The organism is Mesorhizobium sp. C268A, from assembly GCF_040324475.1.
In the GTDB taxonomy this organism is placed as follows: Bacteria; Pseudomonadota; Alphaproteobacteria; order Rhizobiales; family Rhizobiaceae; genus Mesorhizobium.
The window spans coordinates 859,707-884,266 of sequence record NZ_JAMYVX010000003.1 but is presented as its reverse complement, the minus strand read 5'-3'; the positions used below and the strand labels follow the sequence as shown (position 1 = coordinate 884,266).

Genomic DNA, 24,560 nt, shown 5'->3' with positions numbered 1-24,560 from the left:
CCGCGGCGCCGGCCACTCGATATCCCTTGAAGTCAAACTGCCTCGGGAGGGCCGATGGACGGTGCGGTTCCGCTCTTCCGGATGGAAGGCATATCCAAGCGCTATGGTGGTGTGCGGGCGCTGGAAAAGGCCGAGCTTTCGGTCTCGTCCGGTAGCATCCACGCCATTCTCGGCGAAAACGGCGCCGGCAAATCGACGCTGATCAAGGTCATGGCGGGCGTCGTCGCGCCCGACGAAGGCCGCATGATGCTGAACGGCAGCGAGGTGACGTTCGCTTCGCCTGCTGCTGCAAACAAGGCCGGCATCGTCTGCATCTTCCAGGAGCTGTCGCTGGTTCCCGAACTCAGCGTTGCCGACAACATCGTCATCTCCGATCCGCCGAAGCGTTTCGGCATGATCGACCGCAAGGCGCAGCGCCGCATTGCCGAGGATGCGCTGGCACGCGCAGGTGCGGCCGACATCCATCCATTGGCGCTGGTCAAGGATCTTCCGCTTTCAAGAAGACAGATGGTCGAGATTGCCAAGGCATTGGCCAGGAAGCCGCGCATCCTGATCCTCGACGAGGCGACCTCGGCGCTGACCGCGACGGACGTCGCCAGGATATTCAGCGTGCTCAAGCGGTTGCGCTCGGAAGGGCTGGCGCTGCTTTACATTTCGCACCGCATGAACGAGATCGCCGAGCTTGCCGACCACTGCACGGTGTTTCGCAACGGCCGCAATGTCGCCAGCTACAAGGCAGGCACAAAGAGCGACAACGAAGTCGTCGAACTGATGATCGGGCGCGAATACAGCCATATTTTCCCGCCGAAACCCGCGCGCACCGCAGCCGCCGCCGTTCCCGTGCTGGAGGCGCGCAAGCTGTCCTGGACGGACCGGCTGGACAATGTCTCGCTGACGGTCGGGGCAGGCGAGGTCGTCGGCCTTGGCGGCCTGGACGGCCAGGGCCAGCGCGAATTGCTGCTTGCCTTTTTCGGTGTGCTGCGCGGCCTCGGCGGCCAGATCCTTATCGACGGCAAGCCGGTTTCGATCGCCAGCCCGCAAGCGGCGCGCGACGACCGCATCGGCATGGCGCTGATCCCGGAGGACCGCAAGACCGAAGGCCTGATGCTGCCGATGACGGTGCGCGAGAACCTCTCCTTTGCCGCCCTTGACCGGCTGTCCAAGGCCGGCATCATCGACCGCGCCGCCGAACAGCGGCTGATCGACGACATGGTCGGGCTGCTGGCGATCAAGACGGCCGGCCTCGACATTCCGGTCGGTGCGCTGTCGGGGGGCAACCAGCAGAAGGTGGTCATCGCCAAATGGCTGATGCGCCAGCCGCGCATCATCCTGCTCAACGATCCGACGCGCGGCATCGATGTCGGCACCAAGCAGGAACTCTATCAACTGATGCGCAAGCTGGCGGATGCGGGGGCGGCGATCCTGTTCTATTCAACCGACTACGACGAACTGATCGGCTGCTGCGACCGCGTGCTGGTGCTCTATGACGGCGCGGTCAAGCGCGAGCTGGTCGGAGCCGAGATCACCGAGCGGGCGCTGATTGCAAGCGCGCTCAACATCCACGGCGATGACGCCGGCGGAAGAGACGATGCCGGCGCAAGACAGGGAGCGGACGCGTGAAAGAGTGGCGCTACTGGCTGGCCGAGCAGCGCGGAACACTGATGGCACTCGGCATATTCATTGTCATGTTCGTCATCTACACCTCGAACCATCCGGCGGGCTTCACCGCCAATGTCGTGCAGACGGCGTCCAACAAGGGCGTGCTGCTCGCCTTCGTCGCCATGGCGCAGACACTGGTCGTGATCACCGCCGGCATCGACCTCTCCGTCGGCATGATCTTCACGCTGACCAATTGCCTCGCCTCCTGGCTGGTCATCGGCACCGGCCTCGAGACCGCTTTCGGCGTCATCGCCGTGCTCGGCACCGGGCTCCTGTGCGGAGCGATCAACGGCGCCATCGTCATCTACGGCCGCCTGCAGCCGATCGTCGCCACGATCGCCACGGGTGCGGTCTATTTCGGCATCGCGCTGCTGCTCAGGCCGTTTCCCGGCGGTTCGGTCAACGAAGGTCTCGCCGACGCGCTGACCGGACGCCTGTTGGGCGTGGTGCCGGCGAGCCTGGTCGTGCTGCTCGCCGTCGTGCTCGTGGTCTGGGTACCGTTCAGCCGCTCGGTGCTCGGGCGCGCGGCCTATGCGGCCGGATCCTCGGAGACGGCGGCCTACATGTCCGGTGTGCCGATAAGGCGCGGCAAGTTCGCTGCCTACGCGCTCGCAGGCCTGTTGGCCGCGATCGGCGGACTGTTCCTGACCTTCTTCACCTATACCGGCGATGCAGCCTATGCCAGCGGCAACGCCTATACGCTGTTTTCGATCGCCGCGGTGGTGCTGGGCGGCGTCTCGCTGTTCGGCGGGAAAGGCAGCGCCATCGGCGCCATCTTCGGCGCGCTGGCCTTCCGCACCATCGGTGACCTGTTGTTCGTGTTCGATTTCGACCCGCTATGGCAGCCGCTGTTCCAGGGCGTGATCCTGCTGGTCGCGGTCAGCCTTGGCGCGTTTGCGCTGTTTCGGGTCCGCAACCGGCTGGAGTGGTTCCTGTGAGCGACACGACGTTGGGCGGTATCGCCGGCCGCGTGCCGAAATTCATCCGCCGCGCCGATCCGGCGGTGCTGACGGCCTTCGCCTGCATCGTGCTGTTGCTGTTCCTAGGCAGCCTCTATTCCAGGAGCTTTCTGTCGCCTGAATATCTCTTGCAGCAGCTCAAGGTGGCCTCGTTCCTCGGCGTCATCGCCACAGGCATGATGCTGGTCATCCTGCTAGGCCAAATCGACCTGTCGGTGCCGTGGGCGGTGGCGGCGGGCGCGATGATGGCGTGTGCGGCTGCCGCCTATGGCCCGATCGGTGTGGCGCTGGCCATCCCGTTCGGCATCTTTTGCGGGGTGCTGATCGGCATCGTCAACGGCTTTGGCGTCGCCTATCTGCGCATACCCTCGATGATCATCACGCTCGCCACCAACGCTGTCGCGCAAGGGCTCATGGTCGTTTATACCGGCGGCTACTCGCCACAGGATTCGGCCACCGGCGCCATGCGCTATCTTGCGACAGGTTTTACCATTCCTGGCGTGCCTAACGCCGTCATCATCTGGGCGCTGATTGGCGCTGCGATGGTGTTTGTGCTGTCCCGCACCAGCTTCGGCCGCACCGTCTACGGCATCGGCAACCGCGAGCGTGCCGCCTATCTCTCCGGCATCGATACAAGGCGCGTGGTGATGATCGCCTTCGCTATCTCAGGCGGGCTGTCCGCCTTTGGTGGGGTGCTTCTCGCCGGCTATGCCTCCAAGGCGGCGCAATCGATGGGCGATGCCTATCTCCTGCCGTCGATCGCCGCCGTGGTTCTGGGCGGCACCTCCATCCTGGGGGGCCGCGGCTCCTATCTCGGCACCGTCGCCGGTGTCATTCTGATCACCCTCCTGCAGTCCATCCTTTCGGTCATGCAGATGCCGGAGGCGGGGCGGCAGATCGTCTATGGTCTGGTCATCGTCGCCATGCTCCTGCTCTACGGCCGCGCGCCGGCAAGCCGCTGACCGTGGACGAAGAGACGGCACAGGCGCCAATGGGCGCTACCGGCTCAGTGCCCCGGGCCATTGTGGTGATGGGCGTCGCCGGCTGCGGAAAGTCGGCTGTCGGCAAGGCATTGGCAGCAGAGGAAGGGGCCGTCTTTGTCGAAGGCGACAGGCTGCACCCGCCCGAAAACGTCGCCCGCATGGCGAGCGGCGAGCCGCTCACAGATCAACTGCGTGAGGGCTGGCTCGATGCCATCGGCGAGCGGATCGCCGACCTGACCGGCGGCGGCCAGAGCGTGGTTGCCGCCTGCTCGGCGCTGAAGGGCAGCTACCGCGATCGTCTGCGCGGCTTCCGCCGGGATATCGTTTTCATCTATCTGGAGATCGATCCCGCTACCGCCAAGCAGCGTGTCGCCAGCCGCAAGGGGCATTTCATGCCGGCAAGCCTGGTCGAAAGCCAGTTCGCCATCCTTGAACCGCCTGGCGCCGACGAGCGGGCGCTGACGGCCGACGCCACACTTCCAGTGGCTGAGATCATCACCGCCGTTGCCAGCCTGCTGGCCGGCGCAAAATCATGAACCACCCTCGTCGGGCAAGGCGGTTTCCGGCCGTTCGGTGAACCGGTCATGGCCTGACCAGACCATCATTTGCTCGGGATAGAGTTTCAGCGCCTCCAGCAAGCGGTCGCGCTTGAGCAATATGTACTCGGCCTGAAGCGCCATGTTCTTGGCGCCGCCGGCTCTGGTCGCGGGCTCGCCGGCCTCTGCCGGGGCCGGCACCAGTTCGGGACTTAGGACGGCGCGGTATTGGCGGAACGGATCGGTCTCGAAGGTCGACATGGAAAACAGCGCCGCCTTGCCTCTGGCAGCGAAATTCGTCGGCGCCGAGGCGAGGTGAGTCCAGCCGCTCTCGCCAAGGCCGACTTCGGTGAATGTCGAGCCGGCATGCACGGTGTTGGTCACCAATACGACGCCGTTGTTGCCAAGGATCTTCTGGATCCGGCCGGTGACCTGGTAGGCGTCGCTGCGGTCGAACACGATCCGGCTTTTCAGGAAACGGTTCTCGACCCGAACCATCGGCGGGTTCAGGAAGCGCAAGCCGAAGGTCGAATCGGATATGCCGTGAGCCCTGACGCTGAGCTGGTGTGTCTCGATACCGGCCTCATGGAGAGCGCGTTTGCCGATGATGGTCTGTGCCGTGAACTGATCGCACCAGATGATAGCGCCGTGGCCGCGCTTCAGCGCCGCTTGCAGGCCTTCCAGGCCCTCCAGCCGGATATCAGGTGACCAGCGGCGGCCGATGAGATGCGCGGCAAGCAGCAAACGCCGGCGGTGGTTGGCGCAGAGCAAGGCCCTGAACTGCCTTTGCGCATCGATGCCATTGCCGAGCACGGCGCGCGTCGCGGCGGCGTAGCGCACGAAATCCTTGCGGATATGGCGCTTGAGGCGCAGCCCCGATACGCGGCTGCAGACCGCGGCCCACCAATCGACCGGCAGCGATGCCGCGACGCCGATGTAGAAGGCGGCCAGCAGCAGCTCGCGGAGATCCCTGTTGTTGAAGGTGCGCAACTTGCCGGCGCGGACCTGCTTGCGGCTGAAGAAGCGGACATGCTCGGCGCGTTCGGGCACCAGGATGTCGGCGATGATTTCCGTATGATAAATGACGGCGGAAGATGGTGTCCGGTCGGCTTTCCGGGATTTTCCCAACCACGGCAGCCTCATCCGATCGGTGTCCACCTGTTCTTGCGTGCGTCCGGAAATCGCTTTACTGCGTCTGCCACGGGCGCGCAATCGGCGCCGGCAAGGCCATGGTGAACGCCATTCAGGGTTCGAACTTGAAACAGGCCCTATCGGTAGCACTTCCCCAACTGGCGCCCTGGCGGCCGGCTGCGGTGGCGCTGATGGCGCCGGACCGGCCGTCCCTGAGCTTTGCCGGCCTCGCCAATCTTGTCGACAAGCTCTGCGGCGATCTCGCCAGGCGTGGCGTTGCCCGCGGCACGGCCGTCGGCATCGTCTTGCCAAACGGCCCGGAAATGGCGGCCTGTTTCCTGGCGGTCTCGGCGTTGGCGACGGCGGCGCCGCTCAATCCGGCTTACGGCGAAGACGAATTCCGCTTCTATCTCGGCGATCTCGATGTGAAGCTGCTGCTGTGCGGACAAGGCATGGGCGATGCCGCGCGCAACGCCGCAAAGGGGCTCGGCATTGCGGTGCTCGACGTCGTCGTGACTGACGGCGCCAAGGCCGGCGAGTTTCTGCTGGCGGGCGACGCCGAGGTGGAGGCTGCCAGCGAGGCTCGCCTCGACGATATGCAGTTCAACGGACCCGACGATTTCGCGCTTGTCCTGCACACATCGGGAACCACGGCGCGACCGAAGATCGTCGGCTTGCGGCAGCGCAATCTGCAGGCATCGATGGCCAACATCGCCAGCACCCTGGCGCTGTCGGCAAACGATATGTGTCTCAACGTGATGCCGCTGTTCCACATTCACGGGCTGATGGCGGCGCTCAGCGCACAGCTGGCAGTCGGCGGCGCTGTTGTCTGCACGCCGGGCTTCAACCCGCTCAAATTCTACGGCTGGCTGGGCGATTTCCGGCCGAGCTGGTACAGCGCGGTGCCGACCATGCATCAGGCGATCCTGGCGCGCGCCGCCCGCAATGGCGAAACCATCGCGGCTGCGCGGCTGCGCTTCATCCGCTCGTCTTCGGCAGCGCTTCCCGACACCGTGTTCCGCGACCTCGAGCGCGTCTTCGGCTGTCCGGTGGTCGAGGCCTATGGCATGACCGAGGCGGCGCACCAGATGACATCCAACGGCCTGCCGCCGGCACGCCGCAAGCCAGGCTCGGTCGGCCTGCCTGCGGGTCCGCAGGTGACGATCCTGGACGACAAGGGGACGATCCTGCCGGCGGGTGAAAAGGGCGAGATCGCGGTGCGCGGCGCCAACATCCATGATGGCTATCTCGACAATCCGGTGGCCAATGAAGCTGCCTTCAGCGATGGCTGGTTCCGCACCGGCGACCAGGGCCTCATCGACGAGGATGGCGATCTGAAGATCACCGGGCGGCTGAAGGAGATCATCAATCGCGGCGGCGAAAAGATCTCGCCGCTCGAGGTCGACAATGTGCTGCTCGATCATCCGCTGGTGGCGCAGGCGGTGACCTTCGCCGTGCCGCACGCCATGCTCGGCGAAGAGGTGGGTGCGGCCATCGTGCTGGCCGAGGGCGCCACCGCCGATGCCGAGCAGATTCGTGATTTCGCGCGCAGCCGGATCGTCGAGTTCAAGGTGCCGCGCCACATCCTGTTTCTCCAGGAGATACCCAAGGGTCCCACCGGCAAAATCCAGCGCGTCGGCCTGGCCGGCAAGCTCGGCCTGGTCTGAGGACTCTCATTTCAGCATGATCTTGTCCGAAAACCGGTTCGCACTTTTCGGGACCATGCTCTAATTTAGATCTGCGATGTCAGCTCGACCGGAAAATCATCATTGTCGGCGTCGCGCATGGCGGCGAGGCTGCGATTGTCCAGCACTTCGGCGATCGCCTGGCGCACTTCCAGCATCATGTGCCGGACTTGGCAGGTCGCCTCGTCGCAATCCTCGCAGCGCTGGTATTGCGTGCGGCTGGCGCAGGGTATGGGAGCGAGCGGGCCGTCCAGCACGCGCACGACGTGGCCGATCTTGATTTCGGAAGCCGGCCGGGCGAGGCGATAACCGCCTTCCTTGCCCTTGCGACTGAGGACGAAACCGGCATTGCGCAGCTCGCCCAGAATGGCATCCAGGAATTTCTTCGGGATGTTGTTGGCGATCGCGATGTCGTTGACGAATGCAAGCTGGCCGACCGGCAGGCCGGAAAGATGCACGAGGGCCTTGAGGCCGTATTTGCCTTTTTTGGTAAGCATGCCCGCTTCAGTTCATGAAAACCCCAACCACCCGCATCTGGCGGTTGTTTGTGTGCAAATCATGACGTTTCGCCTGAACAGCCCGGTTTCGCGTAGAACAAGCCGCCCGATTGCACGTTGGGCACAAAGACGTTGATTCTTTGTAACGTTTTTCACCGATCGCGACAGATTCCGCCTGAAGCCGTTTGTCGGCGCGCGAAAACGAAAAAGCCGGCAAAGCGCCGGCTTTCTTGTGAGGTGAGGTCGAACGCTGCTGATATCAGCGGCTGCCATAGGTCTGGTCGAGCAGACCGCCGGCGGCGAAGTGCTCCTTCTGTACCTTGTCCCAGCCGCCAAAGACGTCTTCCACCGTCAGCAGGCGGACATCGGGGAAGTCGGCCTTGTATTTTGCCGCGACTTCAGCGTTGCGGGCACGCAGGCCATTTTCAGCCGCGATGGTCTGGCCCTCGGGCGTGTAGAGGAAGTCGAGATAGGTCTTGGCGAGGTCACGGCTGCCGTGCTCGTCGGCGACCTTGTCGACGATCGCCACCGGGAATTCGGCGAGCAGGCTGACCGTTGGCGTGACCTGTTCGAACTTGTCGTTGCCATACTCCTTGCGGATGCCGCGCGTTTCCGACTCGAAGGTGATCAGCACGTCGCCGATCTCGCGCTGCACGAAGGTGGTGGTGGCGGCGCGCCCGCCGGTGTCGAAGATCGGCACGTTGTTGAACAGCTTGGTGACGAACTCCTTCACCTTGGCGTCGTCTCCCTTGAAGGCTTCCTTGGCGTAGGCGGTTGCGGCCAGATAGGTGTAGCGCGCATTGCCCGAGGTCTTGGGGTTGGGGAAGATCACCTGCACGTCGTCGCGCACGAGGTCGTTCCAGTCCTTGATGTGCTTGGGGTTGCCCGCGCGGACGAGAAAGGATGGGAGCGAATAGAAGGGCGAGGCGTTGTCGGGGAAATCCTTCTGCCAGTCGGCGGCGACGAGGCCTTTCTTGACCAGAAAGTCGATGTCGGTGACCTGGTTGAAGGTGACGACATCGGCGCCGAGGCCTTCGGCAATGGCGCGCGCCTGCGCCGAGGTGCCGGCGTGCGACTGGTCGACGGTGACGCCCGGATGGCCGGCGACGAAAGCCTTGTTCACCTGGGCGAACAATTCGCGGCCGACATCATAGGAAGCGTTGAGCAATTTGTCGGCCGACCAGGCCTGCGAACAGGCGAGGATCAGGCCGGCGACAGTGGCGACGCTGAGGAAAAATCGCTTCATGAAAACAGGCTCCGATGTGCAATGCGTTGCCAGAACATAGCCGGGCCGGAGGGTGTACTGCGAGGCACACGGGGCAGACGTATGGCGTTGCAGCGAAAAAGAAATCGCTGAAGCAGGTTATCGGCGAAATTTCATTCCAGCCGAAATGCCGGTGCGTTGGGGTTTTCTGTGGTTTGCAATTCGAGGCCGAGTGGCATATACAAATGGCATATACAAGTGGAACAGACAGGGGAGGCTGCCATGCCGCAGCACCGTCACTCAATACCACCGTCCAGGGAGGCGAAGTTGTTTCGCAACAACCGCAGTCAGGCGGTTCGCATCCCTGTCGAATTCGAGCTGCCTGGCGAGAAGGTCCTGATCAGCCGCGATGGCGACCGGCTGATCATCGAGCCGGTCCGTCAACCAGGCCTCACCGCCTTGCTCACCCAATGGGCGAAAGAGCCGCCGCTTGGTCCTGAAGACGACTTTCCCGAGATCCATGATGCGCCCGTGGGGCCTGAGGATATCTTTTGATGCGGTTCATGCTGGACACCAACATTCTCAGCGACATGATCCGAAACCCTGCCGGCAAGGCTGCCAGTGCGGCGGTTCGCGCGGGAGACGGTGCCCTGTGCACCAGCATCGTTGTCGCCTCGGAGCTGCGTTATGGCTGCGCCCGCAAGAGATCGGCCAAGCTGCTCGCCAAGGTGGAGGAATTGCTCGCCGAGGTTCCTGTGTTGCCGCTCGATGTGCCGATGGATAACGAATACGGAGCACTTCGTGCCGAGCTGGAGGCCAGAGGCCAGCCAATCGGCCACAATGATCTTTTCATTGCTGTCCATGCCTGTGTGTTGGGGACGACACTGGTGACGGCCAACACCGCTGAGTTCCGTCGGATCAAGGGCCTGACGGTCGAGAACTGGCTGGAGTAGCGCCGGATCGATGTCTATGCCGCCGGGAAAAGCTTCCAGCGCCTCGGCCTGAACGCCACCCGGCTCTTCTGCGCCGCAGGATGGTCCACAGGCAGTTCGATCTCGACGCGCTGGCGCTCGCCGCCGATTTCCAGTTCGACGCGTCTTGTGCCGGCGACGCGGCGGCTGGCGGCGACCGTGCCGGCGATGCAGCCGCTGCAGCCGTCGAGCAGTTCGGTATCGTGCGGGCGGAAGTACAGCGTCGCATCGCCCTCGGGTGCGTGCGGCGCCGACACGCCGATCGGACGGTCGGCGAGCCAGATCTCGCCATTCTCAACCTTGACCGGCAGCATGCTCGATTCACCGATGAAGGAGTAGACGAAGGGCGAGTTCGGCGTGTCGTAGATCTCGTCGGCGGAGCCGACCTGCTCGATGCGGCCCTGGCTCATCACCACGACGCGGTCGGCAAGCTCGAGCGCCTCTTCCTGGTCGTGGGTGACGAAGACGGTGGTGTGGCCGGTGCGGTCATGGATTTCGCGCAGCCAGCGGCGGAGTTCCCGGCGCACCTGCGCATCGAGGGCGCCGAACGGCTCGTCGAGCAACAGCACCTTGGGCTCGATGGCCATGGCGCGCGCCAGCGCCACGCGCTGGCGCTGGCCACCGGAAAGTTGCGCCGGATAGCGCTTTTCCAAGCCGGAAAGCTGAACGAGATCGAGCAGTTCGGAGGCGCGTCGGCGGATCTCCTGTGCCGGCGGCCGCGACGGTCCATGCCGCACCTTGAGGCCGAAGCCGATATTGTCGGCGACCGTCATGTGCCGGAAGAGCGCATAGTGCTGGAAGACGAAGCCGACATTGCGCTCCTGGATCGAGCGGTGCGAGGCGTCCTCGTCGCCGAAGAAGATCTTTCCGCGCGTCGGCCGCTCCAGGCCGGCGATAAGCCTCAGCAGCGTCGTCTTGCCGGAGCCGGATGGCCCAAGCAGCGCGATCAACTCACCCGACTTGATGTCAAGCGATACGTCATGGAGGGCCGGAAACCGGTCAAACTCCTTGCGTACGTTGGCAACGCGAACTTCCATGTAGATCCCTCAGTAATTTGGTGCATGTCGTTGTCCCAAAAACGGTTCCCAGTCTTGGGCGACATGCATTTAGTCAGTGCCCGCGCGTCGCGGCGATCTCGGCGCCGTAGCGCATCTCTAGAAGTGTTTTCAAGACCAGCGTGACCAGCGCCAGGCCGGCAAGCAGCGAAGCGACGGCAAAAGCGCCGACGGCGTTGTACTCGTTGTAGAGGATTTCGACATGCAACGGCATGGTGTTGGTCAGCCCGCGTATGTGGCCCGACACGACCGAGACCGCGCCGAATTCGCCCATCGAGCGGGCGTTGCACAGAAGCACGCCGTAGAGCAATCCCCATTTGACGTTGGGCAGCGTCACGTACCAGAAGGTCTGCCAGCCATTGGCGCCCAGAGAGAGCGCGGCTTCCTCGTCGCCGTTGCCCTGTTCCTGCATCAGCGGGATCAGTTCGCGGGCAACGAAGGGGAAGGTGACGAAGATGGTCGCGAGCACGATGCCGGGCACGGCGAACAAGATCTGGATGCCGTGCGCCTTCAGCCATTCACCGAACAGTCCCTGAGCGCCAAACAAAAGCACATAGACCAGGCCGGAAATGACCGGCGAGACCGAGAAGGGCAGGTCGATCAGCGTGGTCAGAAAAGCCTTGCCCTTGAACTCGAACTTGGCGATCGCCCAGGCAGCCGAAATGCCGAAGACGACGTTAAGCGGCACGGCGATCACCGCCACCAGCAGCGTCAGCCGGATCGCCGAGCGCGTATCGGGATTGGAGAGCGATTCCGTGTAGGCGCCAATGCCTTTCGCCAGCGCCTCGTGGAAGACGATGATCAGCGGCAGCAGCAGGAAGATGGCGAGGAAGGCGAAGGCCACCGCCATCAGCAGCAGCCGCACCGGCCGGCTTTCGGTCACCGCCGCCGACCGGCTCTCGTGATGCGGTTCGTAGGATTTGATCTCGGGGTCAGCCATAGCGCTTGCGACTCCATGACTGCGCCAGGTTGATGACCAGCAGCATCACGAACGACAGCAAAAGCATGATCGCCGCGATCGCGGTGGCCGCCGGATAATTGTACTCCTCGAGCCGGATGACGATCAGAAGCGGTGCGATCTCCGACTTGTAGGGAAGGTTGCCGGCGATGAATATGACCGAGCCGTATTCGCCGACCCCGCGCGCGAAGGCGAGCGAAAAGCCGGTGATGATGGCCGGCGCCAAGCCCGGAAACAGGATGCGGGTGATGATCTGGAAGCGGTTGGCGCCGAGCGTCGCGGCGGCTTCCTCCACTTCCTTGTCGATCTCCTCCATGATCGGCTGCACCGTGCGCACGACAAACGGCAGGCCGATGAAGACAAGCGCCACGACGATGCCGAGCGGCGTGTAGGCGACCTTGATGCCGAGCGGCGCCAGGAGATGGCCGATCCAGCCATTGGGCGCATAAAGAGTAGTCAGCGCGATACCGGCCACTGCCGTCGGCAGCGCGAAGGGCAGGTCGACCATGGCGTCGACGACGCGGCGGCCGGGGAAGCGGTAGCGCACCAGCACCCAGGCGACGAGCGTGCCGAAGACGACGTTGACGGCGGCTGCGATGAAGGCTGTGCCGAAGCTGATTTCGAGTGCGTTGATGGTCCGGCGGTCGGTGGCGATCGCCCAGAAATCGGTCCAGCCGAGGGCTGCCGAGCGCCAGATCAGGCCCGACAGGGGGATGAGGATGATGAGCGTGAGGTAGGCAAGCGAGAAGCCGAGCGTCAATCCGAAACCCGGAATGACACTCGGCTGTCTGAATCGCCACCCCGCCTTGGCGGGTGCTATGGTCATGTCGTCCTGATCTAAATCCTACTGGGCCGGCTTGTAGATCTGGTCGAATATACCACCGTCGCCGAAATGATAAGGCTGTGCCTTCTTCCAGCCGCCAAAAAGCGGATCGTCGATGGAGATCAGCTTGATTTCGGGCGTCTTCGGAATGTCAGCCGCATCCACCAGCTCGGGCTTGGCCGGACGATAGTGGTTCTTGGCGATGATCGTCTGGGCTTCCTTGGAATAGAGCCAGCCGAGATAGGCTTCGGCGACCTTGCGGGTGCCCTTGGCATCGACATTGGCGTCGACGATCGCCACCGGCGGCTCGGCCAGGATCGAGGTCGGGGGATAGACGATCTCGAAATTGTCGGCTCCGAATTCATTGAGCGCCAGATAGGCATCGTTTTCCCAGCCGATCAGCACGTCGCCGATGCCCTTTTGCGCGAAGGTGACCGTCGAGCCGCGCGCACCGGTGTCGAGCACCGGCGCATTGGCGTAGAGCTTGCCGACGAATTCCTTGTTCTTGGCCTCGTCGCCGCCATCATTGGCATTGGCATAGGCCCAGGCGGCAAGGTAGTTCCAGCGGGCGCCACCCGACGTCTTCGGGTTCGGCGTGATCACCTGGACACCGTCCTTGACCAGATCGCTCCAGTCGTGAATGCCCTTCGGGTTGCCCTTGCGGACCAGGAAGATGATGGTCGAGGTGTACGGCGCCGAATTGTTCTCGAACTTCTTGCGCCAGTCCGGGTTGATCTTCTTCGACTTGGTGACGATGGCGTTGATGTCGCCTTCGAGCGCCAGCGTCACCACATCGGCATCGAGGCCGTCGATCACGGCGCGGGCCTGGGCGCCGGAGCCGCCATGCGATTGCTGGATGGTGACCGTCTCGCCGGTCTCGGCCTTCCAGTGTGCGACGAAGGCTTCGTCATAGGCCTTGTAGAGTTCGCGTGTCGGGTCGTAGGACACGTTCAGAATGGTCGTATCGGCAAACGCGAAACCGAGCGTGCCGAACTGGATCGATGTGGCGACCAGTGCGCCGAGCAGTTTCTTGAAATGAGGTTTGGTCATTCCCGCCTCCGTTGATGACGGCTGAACTCTATCGAATTGATAGAAATTAGATGCATTCAACGTTGCATTTTTTGTCCGCTCGAAGGAAATTTTCGCCGATATTGGGTTTCGGAAGGAAATATTTTCCTCATATTGGTCTAACCCGAATCCGGCCGGTTTGACGCTATCTAGGAGCTGACAGCGCAGAAGCAAGGCCGAGCGAGGGAAGGCTCGCTGTAGCACCGGGCGGTTCAGCCCGCAGTGATGGGAAAATCGAAGCGCAGTTTTGGAAACGGCTCATCCCGAAGCGTGTAGTGCCACCACTCGCGCGCATAATTCTTGAAGCCGCCGGCGCGCATGGCGTCGAGCAGCTTTTTGCGGTTTGCCGCTGCTTCTGCCGCCAATGGGCGATGGGCGGTTTCGCTCGCCGGGTCGAAACAGTCGAAGCTGGTGCCGAAATCGAGCGTGCCGGCGCCGGCCGCGCCGCAAGCGGCGGATGACTTGTTCTTGCCGTCGCTGCGGGCGATGGCGACATCGACGGTCGAGCCGCGCGAATGGGTGGACAATTCGCCGATATAGCCCTTGGCGATGAGGTCGCCGCGCTGCACCTGAGGGTACCATTGCGGATCGGGCGGGCCGCCCTCTCTGGTCCATTTGCCCATGTCGGCAACGGCGCGGGCCGGGCGGTAGCAGTCGAAGACGACCAGCGTCAGGCCATCGGCGGCGAGCGCTTTCTGCACGCCGGACAGCGCTTGCGCAGCTTGCTTCGTGAGGATGCAGATTGGGGCGTCGTAGCCATCGGCCTTGCGATGCAGGAAATTTTCCAGGCCGGCATAGCGGATGTCCTGGCGGATCGAGGGATCGACATCGGCCAGGCGGACAAAGCCATCGGGCAGGGGATCGGCGGAGGCGGGGGAGCAAGTCGAAACGAACATGGATAGGGCTAAGGCCAATCCTCGATGCAAGCGCTTCGGCACACCCCCCTCTGGCCTGCCGGCCATCTCCCCCGCAAGGGGGGAGATCAGATGTCGCTGCGGCTTTCGCCAATTTTCAACGTTGCTGAATGAGCGCGGCGCCGAAGCTGCCAATCTCCCTCCTTGCGGGGGAGATGGCCGGCAGGCCAGAGGGGGGTGCCTCGCGCCGGGTCTCGGGCGAAGAAGCCCAATCCCCTGAATCGCTTGGCGCCATCTATTCAACGAACACCTTCACGCTTGCCGCGCGTCCCACGGCGTCGATGACGGTGAGCGTCGAATAGCCGGCGCCGTCGGGCAGCCAGGTCGCGGTGCGGCGGCGGTCGATGCCGACGAGCGGCTTGCCATTGGCCAGCCAGCGGAACGGCGCGCGGCCGCCTTGCAGTTTCAGCACCAGCGGCGAGGCCTCGGCGGAATTGGTGGCGAGATCGACGCGGGCGCCGTTGGGCGGGAAAATGATCGTTGGCGCCGGTTCCGTCGGGCCTGCCTGCACCAGTCCGTCGGCGCCGGCGCCGAAGCGCGCCAATGTCACCGGCAGGTCTTCGCGCCTGGCCTTGACGACGCCGGCCGGCTGGCTGGGCAACGGGACGGCGGTGAGGCCTGAACGGACGAAGCCCTCGAACAGGATGGGGGCGGCCGAGACATAGCCGGACAGGCCGGGCACCGCACCGGCATCGGCGCGGCCGACCCACACACCCAGCACGTAGCGGCCGTCGAAGCCGACCGACCAGGCATCGCGATAGCCGTAGGACGTGCCGGTCTTGTAGGCGATGCCGCGCTGCAAGGCGCCCTCAGGCGGCTTTACGCCCGACAATATGTCGGTGATCTGCCAGTTCGCCTGGGCGTCGAGGATGGTGGCGGTGGCGCGCTCGTCGTTGGCCGGCTCGGTGCCGTCATGCAGCGTGTTTGCCTTGCCGCCATTGGCCAGGCCGGTATAGAGCTGGACGAGATCGCGCAGCGTCACGCCGACGCCTCCGAGGCCGATGGCGAGGCCCGGCGCCTCGTTGACCGGCAGCACCGGGCTGACGCCGGCCTGGCGGAAGCGCGCCATCAGCCGTGCCGGGCCGACAGAGTCGAGCACGCGGATTGCCGGCACGTTGAGCGATAGCTGCAGCGCCTGGCGGATCGAGACATCCCCCTGATACCCCATGTCGAAATTCTTCGGCCGGTAGCCGCCGAAATCGACCGGGCTGTCCTCGATCAGCATTTCCTGGGCCACCAGCCCCTGCTCGAAGGCGAGGCCATAGATGAACGGCTTCAGCGTCGAACCGGGCGAACGCACGATCCTGGTCATGTCGATCCAGCCGGAGCGGCTGGCGTCGAAGAAATCGGCCGAACCGACTTCGCCGAGGATGTCCCCGGTGCGGGCATCGGCCATCACCATGGCGACGGAGAGGCGCGGCCCAAGTTTGATCGCGGCATCGCGCGCCACCTGCTCCAGTCCTTGCTGGACGCTTTTGCGGATCGTCAGCTGCAGCGGCTTGCCGGGGACGGCCTTGGGCAGCATGGCGTAGGCGGCGTGTGGCGCCAGCGCCGGCAATTTGCGGCGCAGGCCCGAGACATCGTCTAGTGCGGCGCGCGCGGCTTCGCGCTCGCCGAGCAGGCCAGCTGATACCATGCGGGTCAGCACGCGGTCGCGGGCGGCATGAGCGATGGTGAGATTGCGGTCGGGACGGCGCTTTTCCGGCAATTGCGGCAAGGCGACGAGCAGGGCTGCTTCCGAGACGGTCAGCCGCTTCGGCTCTTTGCCGAAATAGGCGAGCGAGGCGGCGCGCACACCTTCGAGATTGCCGCCATAGGGCGCCAAGGTCAGGTAGCGTTCGAGTATCTCCTGCTTGGACAGCCGCCGCTCGATCTGGATGGCACGCAGCATCTGCTTGATTTTCGAGCCGAGGCTGCGGCTTTCGCGGGGCTCGATCAGCCGGGCAAGCTGCATCGACAAAGTCGAGCCGCCGGAGACGATATGGCCGCTGGTGACGAACTGGCCGGCGGCGCGCGCCAGCGCCAGCATATCGACGCCATCATGGTCCCAGAAGCGCTTGTCTTCATAGGTGACCAGCATGTCGACGAACTGCTTGTCGACCTGATCGAGATGAGTGTCGAGCCGCCAGTAACCGTCCGGCGTGGCGAAGGCGCGCAACAGCTGGCCGTCACGATCCTGGACTTCGGTGGAGACGGTGAGTTTCTCGGGCAGTGGCGGCGGGAAAGCGCGGTCGAGTTCCCAGAGAGAAGCGGCAGCGATCGCCGCAAAGCCGACGAGGGAGGCGGCGGCGATGCCTGTTCGACGGAGAAATTTTCTGGAGAGCATGGTGGTGCCCTTCATCCGCCTGCCGGCTCCTTCTCTCCGCATAGCGGGGAGAAGGAGATGGTCGCGGACATCGGCGTGTTCATCTTCGTCAAGGCGCCTTACGGCGCCTTGATCTCCATCATGCCGGTGGCGGTGCGGGCCGAATATTGCGGCCGGTACATGTCCTCCACCGTGGCTGCCGGATGGGCATAGGTGCCCGGCGTTACCGCACGCACGACGTAGGCCAGCATGATGTTGCGGTCGCCATCGCCGTCATTGGGATTGAATGCCGCGACGAAACGGTCGTCGCGGAATTCGAGATGGGCTGCATCCGTTTGCGCCAGCCAGGTGAAGTTCGACAATTGGGCGCTGGAGACAAGGCCCGGATTGTCGATCTCGAAGCCGGCCGGCAACAGGTCGGTGATCAGCAGGCGCGAAGGCCAGCGGTTCTGCTCGTAAACCTTGAGCACGACCACGTAGCGTTCGTTCTGCGTCGCCTCGGTGACGTTGGCTTCGGTGCCATCGAGCTTGTAGTAGGTGCGGTCGATGGTGAAGCCGTCGCCGCCGGCCGGCAAGGGCTCTACCGGCGAGGCGACCGTGGTGACGACCGCCTGCAGCGGCGTGGCGCCGGTGTTGGCGATGGTCAGCGGGCTGTCGGCAATGTCGGTGCCGCTGAGGTGGTTGGAATATCCACCTGCATGCGGCGCGCCGTTGACCGACAGCGTGATCGAGTCGTTGCCCGACTTCAGCGCGCGGGCCGCCAACAGCATCCAGGACTCGTCCTGCGTGCTGGTCCAGCGGGCATCGGCACGTTCCCTTGCCACCAGCCGGATCAGTTCCGGCACGATGGTCGGCGCCGGCTTCGATTCGGCGGCGAGCGCCAGGATCGCGGCGCCATCACGCAGCCGTGAGCCATAGTCGGACCGGTAGTAGTCGTACTCGGTGGTCGACTTGGCCAGCTGCAGCGCCGTCTGGAAGGTCGCCTCCGAACGTTGCGCGTCGCCGTAGAGCGCCAGGCTCGCCGCCAACTGGGCGACGGCCATCGGGCTCGAGAAGGCTTCGAGCTTGGTGTCGGCGTAGTAGCGCAGATCGCCGACCGAGGCCTTCTTGTTGCGGGCCAGAACATAGAGCGCGTAGGCGATTTCGCTGCCGCGATCCTGGACGTCCTGGTCGTAACCGACCGAGTTTTGCAGATTGCTCAGCGCCTGGCTCATCGCCAGGGCCGGCACGTCGTAGTTCTGCTCGCGCGCCCGGGTCAGGAAGTCGGTGACGTAAGAGTCGAGCCACAGATCGCCGGAGCCCGGACCCCACAGGCCGAAGCTGCCGGCCGAAGCCTGGTAGCTCAGCACCTTGTAGATGGCCGCCTGCACGCGGCCGTGCAGTTCGGGATCGCTTTGCATGCCGACGCCGGACGCCAGATCGTTGACGTAGAGAAGCGGCATGGCGCGGCTGGTGGTCTGCTCGGCGCAACCATAGGGGTAGCGGTCGAGCGTCATCAGCAGCGACGGCACGTCGAAGGCGGCAGCCTGCGAAACGCCGACGCTGATCGAGGCGCCGTCGAGCAGGCTTGCCGCGAGCAGCTCCTTGTCGACGCGCAGCGAGCCGCCATTGCCCTTGAGGTCGACGACCAGACGGGTGGTGACCGGCAATTGCGCCGGACGCACCGGGACATACAGCGTCTGCTCGACGGAGGTGCCGTCGCCATGGGCGAGCTTGATGGTGATCGAGGCATTGCCCGCCGTCTGTGCAACCAGCGGCACGGTCAGCGTCTGGCGCTTGCCCTTGGCGAGAGTCAGCTTTTCGGGCAACGGCTTGTCGCCGGTCGAGAGGTCGCCGGTCGTGGCGATCGACAGGGCATAGTCGCCCTCCGGACCGTCGGTGTCGGCGACGTCGAGCCGCATGATAGCTGCATCTCCAGGCGCCAGGAAGCGGGGCAGGCCGGCAGTGATCACCACCGGATCGCGCACGATGACATCGGTCGTGGCATGGCCGACGGCCTCCTTGGTCCAGGCGACGGCCATGACGCGCACGGTGCCGTTGAACTGCGGGATGTCGAAGTCGATCCTCGCCTTGCCGTCGGCGTCGAGCTGGACCGGGCCGGAGAAGAAGGCGACCAGCTTTTCGGTCGGCGGACTGCCTTGCGGCTGCATCGAGGCGCCGTCGCCGCCGGTCCTGAGCTTGCCGCTGGTGCCGAGCGAGCCGTCGATGAGACGGCCATAGATGTCGCGGACTTCGAGCCCGAGCATGCGCTGGCCGAAATACCAGCCCTCCGGATCCGGCGCCTTGTAGTTGGTGAGGTTCAAAATGCCGACATCGACGGCAGCGACCGTGACATAGGCATTGCTGCCCGGCGCTACGCCGGCGACCGAAACCGGGATCGACAGCTGCTGGCGCGGCATCGTCTTGTCCGGCGGCGTCAGGGTAACCGCGAGCTTTTTCGAGCCCGGGTCGACCGTCAGCCATTTTACGCCGATGGCGCGCGCCGGCATGCGGGTTTCCTGCGCATCGCCGGGCCGGAGCAGGGTTGCGGTGATGTAGGCGCCGGCGCCCCAGTCGTCACCGACCGGGATGTCGACCGTGCTGCCGCCGGCCGGCACGGTTGCCGTGACGGTCTTGAGCAGCTTGTCGGCGCCGATGGTGACCAGCAGTTCGCCGGCAAAATGCGGCGACACCTTCAGCTTGGCCACGTCGCCGACGGCATAGCTGTCCTTGTCGAGAGCGATCTCGAGCCCATCAGGCGTTTCGGTGGAGGTCGAGGAGACATACCAGCCGGCGTCGAACTCATAGCTGGTCGCCGGGCCCTCGGGATCGGCAGTCTCGATCTCGAGCCGGTACTGGCCCCAGTCGACCGGCATCGTCACGGTCGCCTCGGCATCGGCGCTGAGATCGACCTGGCCGTTGGCGATCGACTTGGTGAAGGTGACCGGTTCGTAGTTCCACGAGTTGTTGTTGCGGTACCACTGGTAATTGCGTTCGACCTTGACCAGCGACCACTGCGCGCCCTTCAGCGTCTCGCGCTTGCCGTCGGGGTCGACCGCGATGAGGCTGAACTTGGCGGTGCCGCCCTGCGGCACCTCATTGTCGGCGAAATCCGGACGAATGCCGATCATGTGGCCTTGCGGGCGGATGCCGATGTTGAGCGAGCGTTCGATGGCGCGGCCGCCGGTTTCACGCATGCGAACCGTGACCTTGGCGTCGACCAGCTTGGTGGTCGCGGGCAACTGGTCGACCGTGACCGGGAAGGTCGCCTTGCCGTCGTCGCCGACCACCGGCAGACCGGTGAACGGGGTGACCGAAGGCTCGGCCGACTGCTCGTCGGCAAGGCCGAACGAATAGCCGGCGAAACGGTCCCAGTCGCGCGCCGTCGACAGCGTCAGCTCGCCTTCGAGCGCGAGGCCGGCGGCCGGCGCGCCATAGAGGAAGCGGCCGTCAATGTCGATGTTGGCGGTTTCGCCCTGGGCGATCTCCTGCTTGTCGGACTTCATGTCGAACTCGATGCGATCCGGCACGAAGTCTTCGACCAGGAACATCTGGCTGGAAACGGCCGCCTGCTTGGGATCGGTATAGATCGACACCGTCCAGGTGCCGCGCATGGCGTTGGCTTCCAGCGGCAGGTCGACGGCATAGCCGCCGGCCGAGACGCCATCGGCAACGATGCGGCGGTTCTCGACGCCGTCGGGACGGGTGAAGATGAAGGTCAGCGGCAGGTTTTCCACCGCTTTGGAGGCGCCGTCGCGGGCAAGGGCTGCGACATGCACATCCTCGCCGGCGCGGTAGATGCCGCGTTCGGTCCAGGCATAGACATCGAGCGCGCCCGGTGCGGCGCGTCCGGCGACGCCGCGATCGGACAGATCGAAGCCGGCGCGGCCCATGTCGAGGAAGACGAAATCGTTGTCGCCCTGCTTGGCCATCAGAACGGCCGGCACCATGCCGCCGTCGCCGCGCGTCAGGCCGGGGTTGAAGACAGCATGGCCTTCGGCGTCCGACGTGGCTGTGCCGAGGATTTCATTGTTCCTGGCCAGCAGCGTCAGTTCGGCGCCGGCGATCGGCTTGGCGGTTCCGAGCGAGCGGGCAAAGACATTGAGGCCATCCTGGCCGGTATAGGTCGACAGGCCGATGTCGGAGACGACGAACCACTGCGTGGCAAGCGAATTGTAATTGTCCTCGTCGTTTTCGTTTACCGCTTGCGCGGTCAGCACGTAGACGCCGGGCTTGCGCTGCGGCAAAGCTTCGTCGACCGGGAACGACGTCGTGACGTCCTTGTTGAGGTCGTTGGCGATGTCGAGCTGGCCCTGCCAGACCGGCTCACCCATCTGGTCGGAAATGCTGGAGATATCATAGCCGTCGAGCTGCTTCAGGAACTGATAGCCGGACAGAAGCTGCGCCAGCGAACGATCGCCGATGCGGTAGAGCTTCATCTGTGCGGCATTCATGTTGACGGTGACGACCGGGATGCCACGGCGGGCGCCGGCGGGCAGCACGAAGCTGTCGCCGGTGAAGCGGGCGGACGGCGCGCGGTCCTGCACATAGATCGACAGCACGACCGGAGCGGCGGTGACCTCGCCAATGGCGGCCGGCAGACCGGCGCGGAAGGTCACTTCGTAATGTTGGCCGTGCTCCAGCCCTTCGACGCAGATCTGCTTGTCCTTGGCCTCGACGCCCTTGGGCGGCTGGTTGTCGACGGTGACGAACTGGGCGTAGTCGACGCCGGTCTTCACCAGCTCCTCGGAAAACTGCGCGCAAATGCGCGGCGCGCTGGTGTCGGCGTCGATCGAGTGATCGATGACGCGGAAGCCCTTGCGGGCCTTGAGATCCTCATATTCGGCCTTGACCGCCGGCGAACTGACCAGCGCGAGGCTGGCTTCATAAGCCTGCAGGGCCGGACGGTAGAGATCGCGGCGGTCGAGGCCGTTGCCGAGCAGCGCCAGCACTTCGGCGCGGGTCTTGGTGGTGCGCAGCAATTTGTAGGCGTTGATGGCGGCGGAGGTGCCTTTGACCGGCAGATTGTAGGATTCGGAGGTGCCGCTGGCCGGCTGTATGGCAAGCGTTTCACGCGCCAGACCGAGCCAAAGCTGGCCGTCGTCAGGCAGGACCGAGACCGCGGCCTCGTATTTGTTCATGGCCTGGCCATGGTCGCCGGTCAGTGCAGCCTGTTCGGCGGCGGCGCGGAGTGATTCCAGCCCGTCGGTCGGCTTGTCATAGGCCGGATCGGTCAGCTTGTTGCGGTATTGCTGGGCCTGGTCGGCCATCCAGTTGGGGAAGAAGGCGAGTTCCGGCGGGGCGCCGATATCGGGGTCGCCATCGACATTGACGACCTTGCCCGCGACCGCGCCGCTGAAGGGTTTCAACTGGTTATAGTCGGATTTTAGGAAGCACCATTTGGCCTTGTTGTTGTAAGTAAAGGCGCGGCAGGCGGGGTCGCCGAGGCATGTCGTCTGCACTGATCGAGGCTGACATTCTGGTCCGATCTGAGATCGAAGCCGAAATAGTCGGAATTATTTGAGGTCACCACCCGGCGGGCTTCGGCCGCTTGCGCTACAGACCCCCAGGCGAAAATGAGAAGAATCAAGATCGACAGACCACGAGCCGCCGCGCGCATAGCCATAACACCCTCCAGACACTGCTACGTCCGCGGCATGTTCAAGCTTCAGTCAAGCTTGTCAACACGAGGACGGGCAGGTTTCCGCCCGCCAACGGTTCCCAAACCGGCCAATGACCGGTATGCCGATAGTTCATCCACGGGAAAGGGATCACGCTTTCTTGCGAAAACGCAGAAGGTGTGAATTCCAAGCCCTGCCTATTTCAGACAATTGGATTGTGGCCCCTTTACGAGCGCTTCAAAACTTCATTCCAATTTTAGTTTTGTAACCTAGGTTGTCCTGATGCCGGCGTATGAAGCGCAGATGTCGAAGGTAAGTGCGCCACGGCGCACGCTTTCGCGCGCGCTGATTGTGGCGTTGGCGTGCTCGAGCGTGCTCGTTGCCGAATCGGGGTCGGCGGCCGCCTTCGAGCTCTTCGGCATCAAATTGTGGGACTCTTCGAATGACGAAGACGCCGATATCGTCGACCCGCTGCGCTATGCGGTGACCATCGAAGCGCCCGATGCCGACAAGGACTTGGTCAAGAAGCTCGAAAACGCCTCGTCGCTGAAATCCGACGAGGACCGCCCGGTTTCCGGCTCGCTCGGCCTTTTGGCAAAGGCGCGTAGCGACCGCGAACAGCTGGTCGCCGCGCTTTATGCCGACGCCCGCTATGAAGGCGTCGTCACCATCACCATCCAGGGCAAGGCTCTGGACGATTTGCCGCCTGATGCCGAATTTACAGGTCCGCAGCCGATCCCGGTGGTGGTCAGCATCGCCAGCGGGCCCAAATTCACGCTCGGCAATATTCGGCTGGAGGGCGATGCCGCCGGGCTGGCGAGCGCCGATTTCGGCCTGATAGCCGGCGGCGATGCCGGCTCGGGCGCCGTGCTCAAGGCCGAGGCGCTGATCGTGCGGGCGCTGAAGCAGGAGGGCCGGCCACTGGCCCGGATCACCGACCGGCAGGTCGTGGCCGAGCACACCACCTCGACGCTCGACGTGACGCTGACGGTGGCCGCCGGGCCGGTTGCCGGTTATGGCGACACCACCGTCGATGGCACCGAGAAGGTCGATCGCGAGTTCACCGAATATATGACCGGGCTGAAACGCGGCCGGCAATATTCGCCTGACGAGATCGACGATGCCCGCGACCGGCTGCTGAGGCTCGAAGTGTTCAACAGCGTGACGCTGAAGGAAGCCGACAGTCTCGACGCCGACGGCAACATTCCGATCGGCGTTCAGGTCAGCGAGCGCAAACCACGCTATTTCGGCGTCGGCGGCACTTTCTCCAACACCGAAGGGCTAGGCCTGGAAGGCTATTGGGGCCACCGAAATCTGTTCGGCCGGGCCGAAAAGCTGCGCATCGAGGGCAAGATCAGCGGCATCGGCAGCAACGATCTCAGCGAGCTCAACTACAATGCCGGCATCATGTTCGAGAAGCCGGGCGTGATCGGGCCGGCTTCGAAATTCATCGCCAGCGTCAAGACCGTCCTCGAACATCCCGATGCCTACGACCATTTCTCGGTCAAGGGCAGCACCGGTCTGTCCTATGAGATCGACAAGAAGCAGACGGTTTCGGCTGAAATCGCGCTCGACTATTCCAGGATCACCGACGCCTTCGGCAAGCACAAATACCTGATCGCCAGCATTCCGCTGCAATATGTCTATGACAACAGGGACAACCGGCTCAATCCGACCAGCGGCTTCAGGGTTCTGGCCTATGCCGAACCGAGCTACGACATTCTGAGCGGCGCCGCCTTCCTCAAGCTCAGGGGCGAGGGGTCGGCCTATCAGTCGCTCGACACGGCCTCGAAATTCGTGCTTGCCGAACGCGTCGCGCTGGGTTCGATCGTCGGCACCGGCCTTCAGAACGTTCCAGCCGACAGGCGCTTCTATTCCGGCGGTGGCGGCTCGGTGCGGGGCTATGCCTATCAGGGCATCGGACCGAAGGACATCGACAATCAGCCGATCGGCGGGCTTTCCTTCTTCGAAACATCGGTCGAAATGCGCATTGCGCTGACCGACACGATCGGCATCGTGCCGTTCGTCGACGCCGGCACTGTCTCGACCACAGCGACGCCGGACTTTTCCGACGTGAAGGTCGGCGCGGGCGTTGGCCTGCGCTACATCACGCCGTTCGGGCCGCTGCGCATCGACGCCGCCGTGCCGCTCAACCGCGACCGTGGCGACCCGCGTTTCGGCATCTATGCCGGCATCGGACAGGCGTTCTGAC

17 protein-coding genes and 1 pseudogene are annotated in these 24,560 nt (G+C 64.1%); 8 read left to right on the top strand and 10 right to left on the bottom strand.

Features of this window, described 5'->3' with window-relative positions:
• Window positions 1-54 precede the first annotated feature (54 nt).
• The 4 genes from NKL06_RS31105 to NKL06_RS31090 are packed head-to-tail and all read left to right on the top strand — an operon-like array spanning window position 55 to window position 4,137.
• Window positions 55-1,620, top strand: a complete 1,566-nt coding sequence (locus NKL06_RS31105; RefSeq protein ID WP_023690799.1) for a sugar ABC transporter ATP-binding protein — start codon at window positions 55-57, stop codon at window positions 1,618-1,620.
• Window positions 1,617-2,597 (top strand): ABC transporter permease, encoded by a 981-nt coding sequence (locus NKL06_RS31100; protein WP_023690800.1) that lies wholly within the window; start codon window positions 1,617-1,619, stop codon window positions 2,595-2,597. The genes NKL06_RS31105 and NKL06_RS31100 overlap by 4 nt, the downstream gene beginning before the upstream one ends.
• The gene (locus NKL06_RS31095; RefSeq protein WP_023690801.1) at window positions 2,594-3,580 is read left to right on the top strand and encodes an ABC transporter permease; all 987 of its coding nucleotides are present in this window, start codon (window positions 2,594-2,596) and stop codon (window positions 3,578-3,580) included. Before NKL06_RS31100 ends, NKL06_RS31095 begins: the two co-directional genes overlap by 4 nt.
• A gap of 2 nt (window positions 3,581-3,582) precedes the next feature.
• Window positions 3,583-4,137: a gluconokinase gene (locus NKL06_RS31090; RefSeq protein WP_023690802.1), complete on the top strand. Its 555-nt coding sequence runs from the start codon at window positions 3,583-3,585 to the stop codon at window positions 4,135-4,137.
• On the opposite strand, the gene NKL06_RS31085 is transcribed toward NKL06_RS31090, so the two are convergent.
• Entirely contained in the window at window positions 4,132-5,280 is a 1,149-nt protein-coding gene (locus tag NKL06_RS31085; RefSeq protein ID WP_023690803.1) for a lysophospholipid acyltransferase family protein, read from the bottom strand. The two genes, NKL06_RS31090 and NKL06_RS31085, sit on opposite strands and share 6 nt — an antisense overlap.
• 113 nt (window positions 5,281-5,393) lie before the next feature.
• Here NKL06_RS31085 and NKL06_RS31080 point away from each other — a divergent pair, with 113 nt between their 5' ends.
• Window positions 5,394-6,935 (top strand): acyl--CoA ligase, encoded by a 1,542-nt coding sequence (locus NKL06_RS31080; RefSeq protein ID WP_050587033.1) that lies wholly within the window; start codon window positions 5,394-5,396, stop codon window positions 6,933-6,935.
• A gap of 65 nt (window positions 6,936-7,000) precedes the next feature.
• Here NKL06_RS31080 and NKL06_RS31075 read toward each other — a convergent pair whose 3' ends face one another.
• A complete protein-coding gene (locus NKL06_RS31075; RefSeq protein ID WP_023673075.1) occupies window positions 7,001-7,450 on the bottom strand; it encodes an RrF2 family transcriptional regulator in 450 nt (149 codons plus the stop codon).
• Between the two features lie 259 nt (window positions 7,451-7,709).
• Window positions 7,710-8,696 (bottom strand): sulfate ABC transporter substrate-binding protein, encoded by a 987-nt coding sequence (locus NKL06_RS31070; protein WP_023690805.1) that lies wholly within the window; start codon window positions 8,694-8,696, stop codon window positions 7,710-7,712.
• Between the two features lie 240 nt (window positions 8,697-8,936).
• On the opposite strand from NKL06_RS31070, the gene NKL06_RS31065 reads away from it, so the two are divergent.
• Both NKL06_RS31065 and NKL06_RS31060 read left to right on the top strand, forming a co-directional pair.
• Window positions 8,937-9,209 carry an AbrB/MazE/SpoVT family DNA-binding domain-containing protein gene (locus NKL06_RS31065; protein ID WP_023690806.1) on the top strand — a complete coding sequence of 91 codons (273 nt, stop codon included), beginning with the start codon at window positions 8,937-8,939 and terminating at the stop codon, window positions 9,207-9,209.
• Window positions 9,209-9,607: a type II toxin-antitoxin system VapC family toxin gene (locus NKL06_RS31060; protein WP_023690807.1), complete on the top strand. Its 399-nt coding sequence runs from the start codon at window positions 9,209-9,211 to the stop codon at window positions 9,605-9,607. The genes NKL06_RS31065 and NKL06_RS31060 overlap by 1 nt, the downstream gene beginning before the upstream one ends.
• 14 nt (window positions 9,608-9,621) lie before the next feature.
• Here the strand turns inward: NKL06_RS31060 and NKL06_RS31055 are convergent, their stop codons facing one another.
• The 7 genes and pseudogenes from NKL06_RS31055 to NKL06_RS31025 all read right to left on the bottom strand — a co-directional run bounded on the left by NKL06_RS31055 (window position 9,622) and on the right by NKL06_RS31025 (window position 22,353).
• Window positions 9,622-10,662 carry a sulfate/molybdate ABC transporter ATP-binding protein gene (locus tag NKL06_RS31055; protein WP_023690808.1) on the bottom strand — a complete coding sequence of 347 codons (1,041 nt, stop codon included), beginning with the start codon at window positions 10,660-10,662 and terminating at the stop codon, window positions 9,622-9,624.
• A gap of 73 nt (window positions 10,663-10,735) precedes the next feature.
• Window positions 10,736-11,620, bottom strand: coding sequence for a sulfate ABC transporter permease subunit CysW (gene cysW, locus NKL06_RS31050; RefSeq protein ID WP_023690809.1), 885 nt, complete (start codon window positions 11,618-11,620; stop codon window positions 10,736-10,738).
• The gene (gene cysT / locus NKL06_RS31045) at window positions 11,613-12,464 is read right to left on the bottom strand and encodes a sulfate ABC transporter permease subunit CysT (RefSeq protein ID WP_023687973.1); all 852 of its coding nucleotides are present in this window, start codon (window positions 12,462-12,464) and stop codon (window positions 11,613-11,615) included. The genes cysW and cysT overlap by 8 nt, the downstream gene beginning before the upstream one ends.
• A gap of 18 nt (window positions 12,465-12,482) precedes the next feature.
• Window positions 12,483-13,511: a sulfate ABC transporter substrate-binding protein gene (locus NKL06_RS31040; protein WP_023673082.1), complete on the bottom strand. Its 1,029-nt coding sequence runs from the start codon at window positions 13,509-13,511 to the stop codon at window positions 12,483-12,485.
• A gap of 230 nt (window positions 13,512-13,741) precedes the next feature.
• Entirely contained in the window at window positions 13,742-14,425 is a 684-nt protein-coding gene (locus NKL06_RS31035) for a M15 family metallopeptidase (protein WP_023690810.1), read from the bottom strand.
• Window positions 14,426-14,678: 253 nt separating this feature from the next.
• On the bottom strand, window positions 14,679-16,784 hold the full coding sequence (gene pbpC / locus NKL06_RS31030; RefSeq protein WP_031207981.1) for a penicillin-binding protein 1C: 2,106 nt from the start codon (window positions 16,782-16,784) through the stop codon (window positions 14,679-14,681).
• Between the two features lie 83 nt (window positions 16,785-16,867).
• Window positions 16,868-22,353 (bottom strand): annotated as a pseudogene (locus NKL06_RS31025) (alpha-2-macroglobulin family protein).
• Window positions 22,354-22,630: 277 nt separating this feature from the next.
• Here NKL06_RS31025 and NKL06_RS31020 point away from each other — a divergent pair.
• On the top strand, window positions 22,631-24,559 hold the full coding sequence (locus NKL06_RS31020) for an autotransporter assembly complex protein TamA (protein ID WP_352581512.1): 1,929 nt from the start codon (window positions 22,631-22,633) through the stop codon (window positions 24,557-24,559).
• The last annotated feature ends 1 nt before the right edge of the window (window position 24,560 follow it).

Bases quoted from the DNA above. Each gene is read 5' to 3' on its own strand.
- NKL06_RS31105 (WP_023690799.1), top strand. From the start codon at position 55: ATGGACGGTGCGGTTCCGCTCTTCCGGATGGAAGGCATATCCAAGCGC.
- NKL06_RS31085 (WP_023690803.1), bottom strand. From the start codon at position 5,280: ATGAGGCTGCCGTGGTTGGGAAAATCCCGGAAAGCCGACCGGACACCA.
- NKL06_RS31075 (WP_023673075.1), bottom strand. From the start codon at position 7,450: ATGCTTACCAAAAAAGGCAAATACGGCCTCAAGGCCCTCGTGCATCTT.
- NKL06_RS31070 (WP_023690805.1), bottom strand. From the start codon at position 8,696: ATGAAGCGATTTTTCCTCAGCGTCGCCACTGTCGCCGGCCTGATCCTC.
- NKL06_RS31065 (WP_023690806.1), top strand. From the start codon at position 8,937: ATGCCGCAGCACCGTCACTCAATACCACCGTCCAGGGAGGCGAAGTTG.
- NKL06_RS31060 (WP_023690807.1), top strand. From the start codon at position 9,209: ATGCGGTTCATGCTGGACACCAACATTCTCAGCGACATGATCCGAAAC.
- NKL06_RS31055 (WP_023690808.1), bottom strand. From the start codon at position 10,662: ATGGAAGTTCGCGTTGCCAACGTACGCAAGGAGTTTGACCGGTTTCCG.
- cysW (WP_023690809.1), bottom strand. From the start codon at position 11,620: ATGGCTGACCCCGAGATCAAATCCTACGAACCGCATCACGAGAGCCGG.
- cysT (WP_023687973.1), bottom strand. From the start codon at position 12,464: ATGACCATAGCACCCGCCAAGGCGGGGTGGCGATTCAGACAGCCGAGT.
- NKL06_RS31040 (WP_023673082.1), bottom strand. From the start codon at position 13,511: ATGACCAAACCTCATTTCAAGAAACTGCTCGGCGCACTGGTCGCCACA.
- NKL06_RS31035 (WP_023690810.1), bottom strand. From the start codon at position 14,425: ATGTTCGTTTCGACTTGCTCCCCCGCCTCCGCCGATCCCCTGCCCGAT.
- pbpC (WP_031207981.1), bottom strand. From the start codon at position 16,784: ATGAAGGGCACCACCATGCTCTCCAGAAAATTTCTCCGTCGAACAGGC.
- NKL06_RS31020 (WP_352581512.1), top strand. From the start codon at position 22,631: ATGCCGGCGTATGAAGCGCAGATGTCGAAGGTAAGTGCGCCACGGCGC.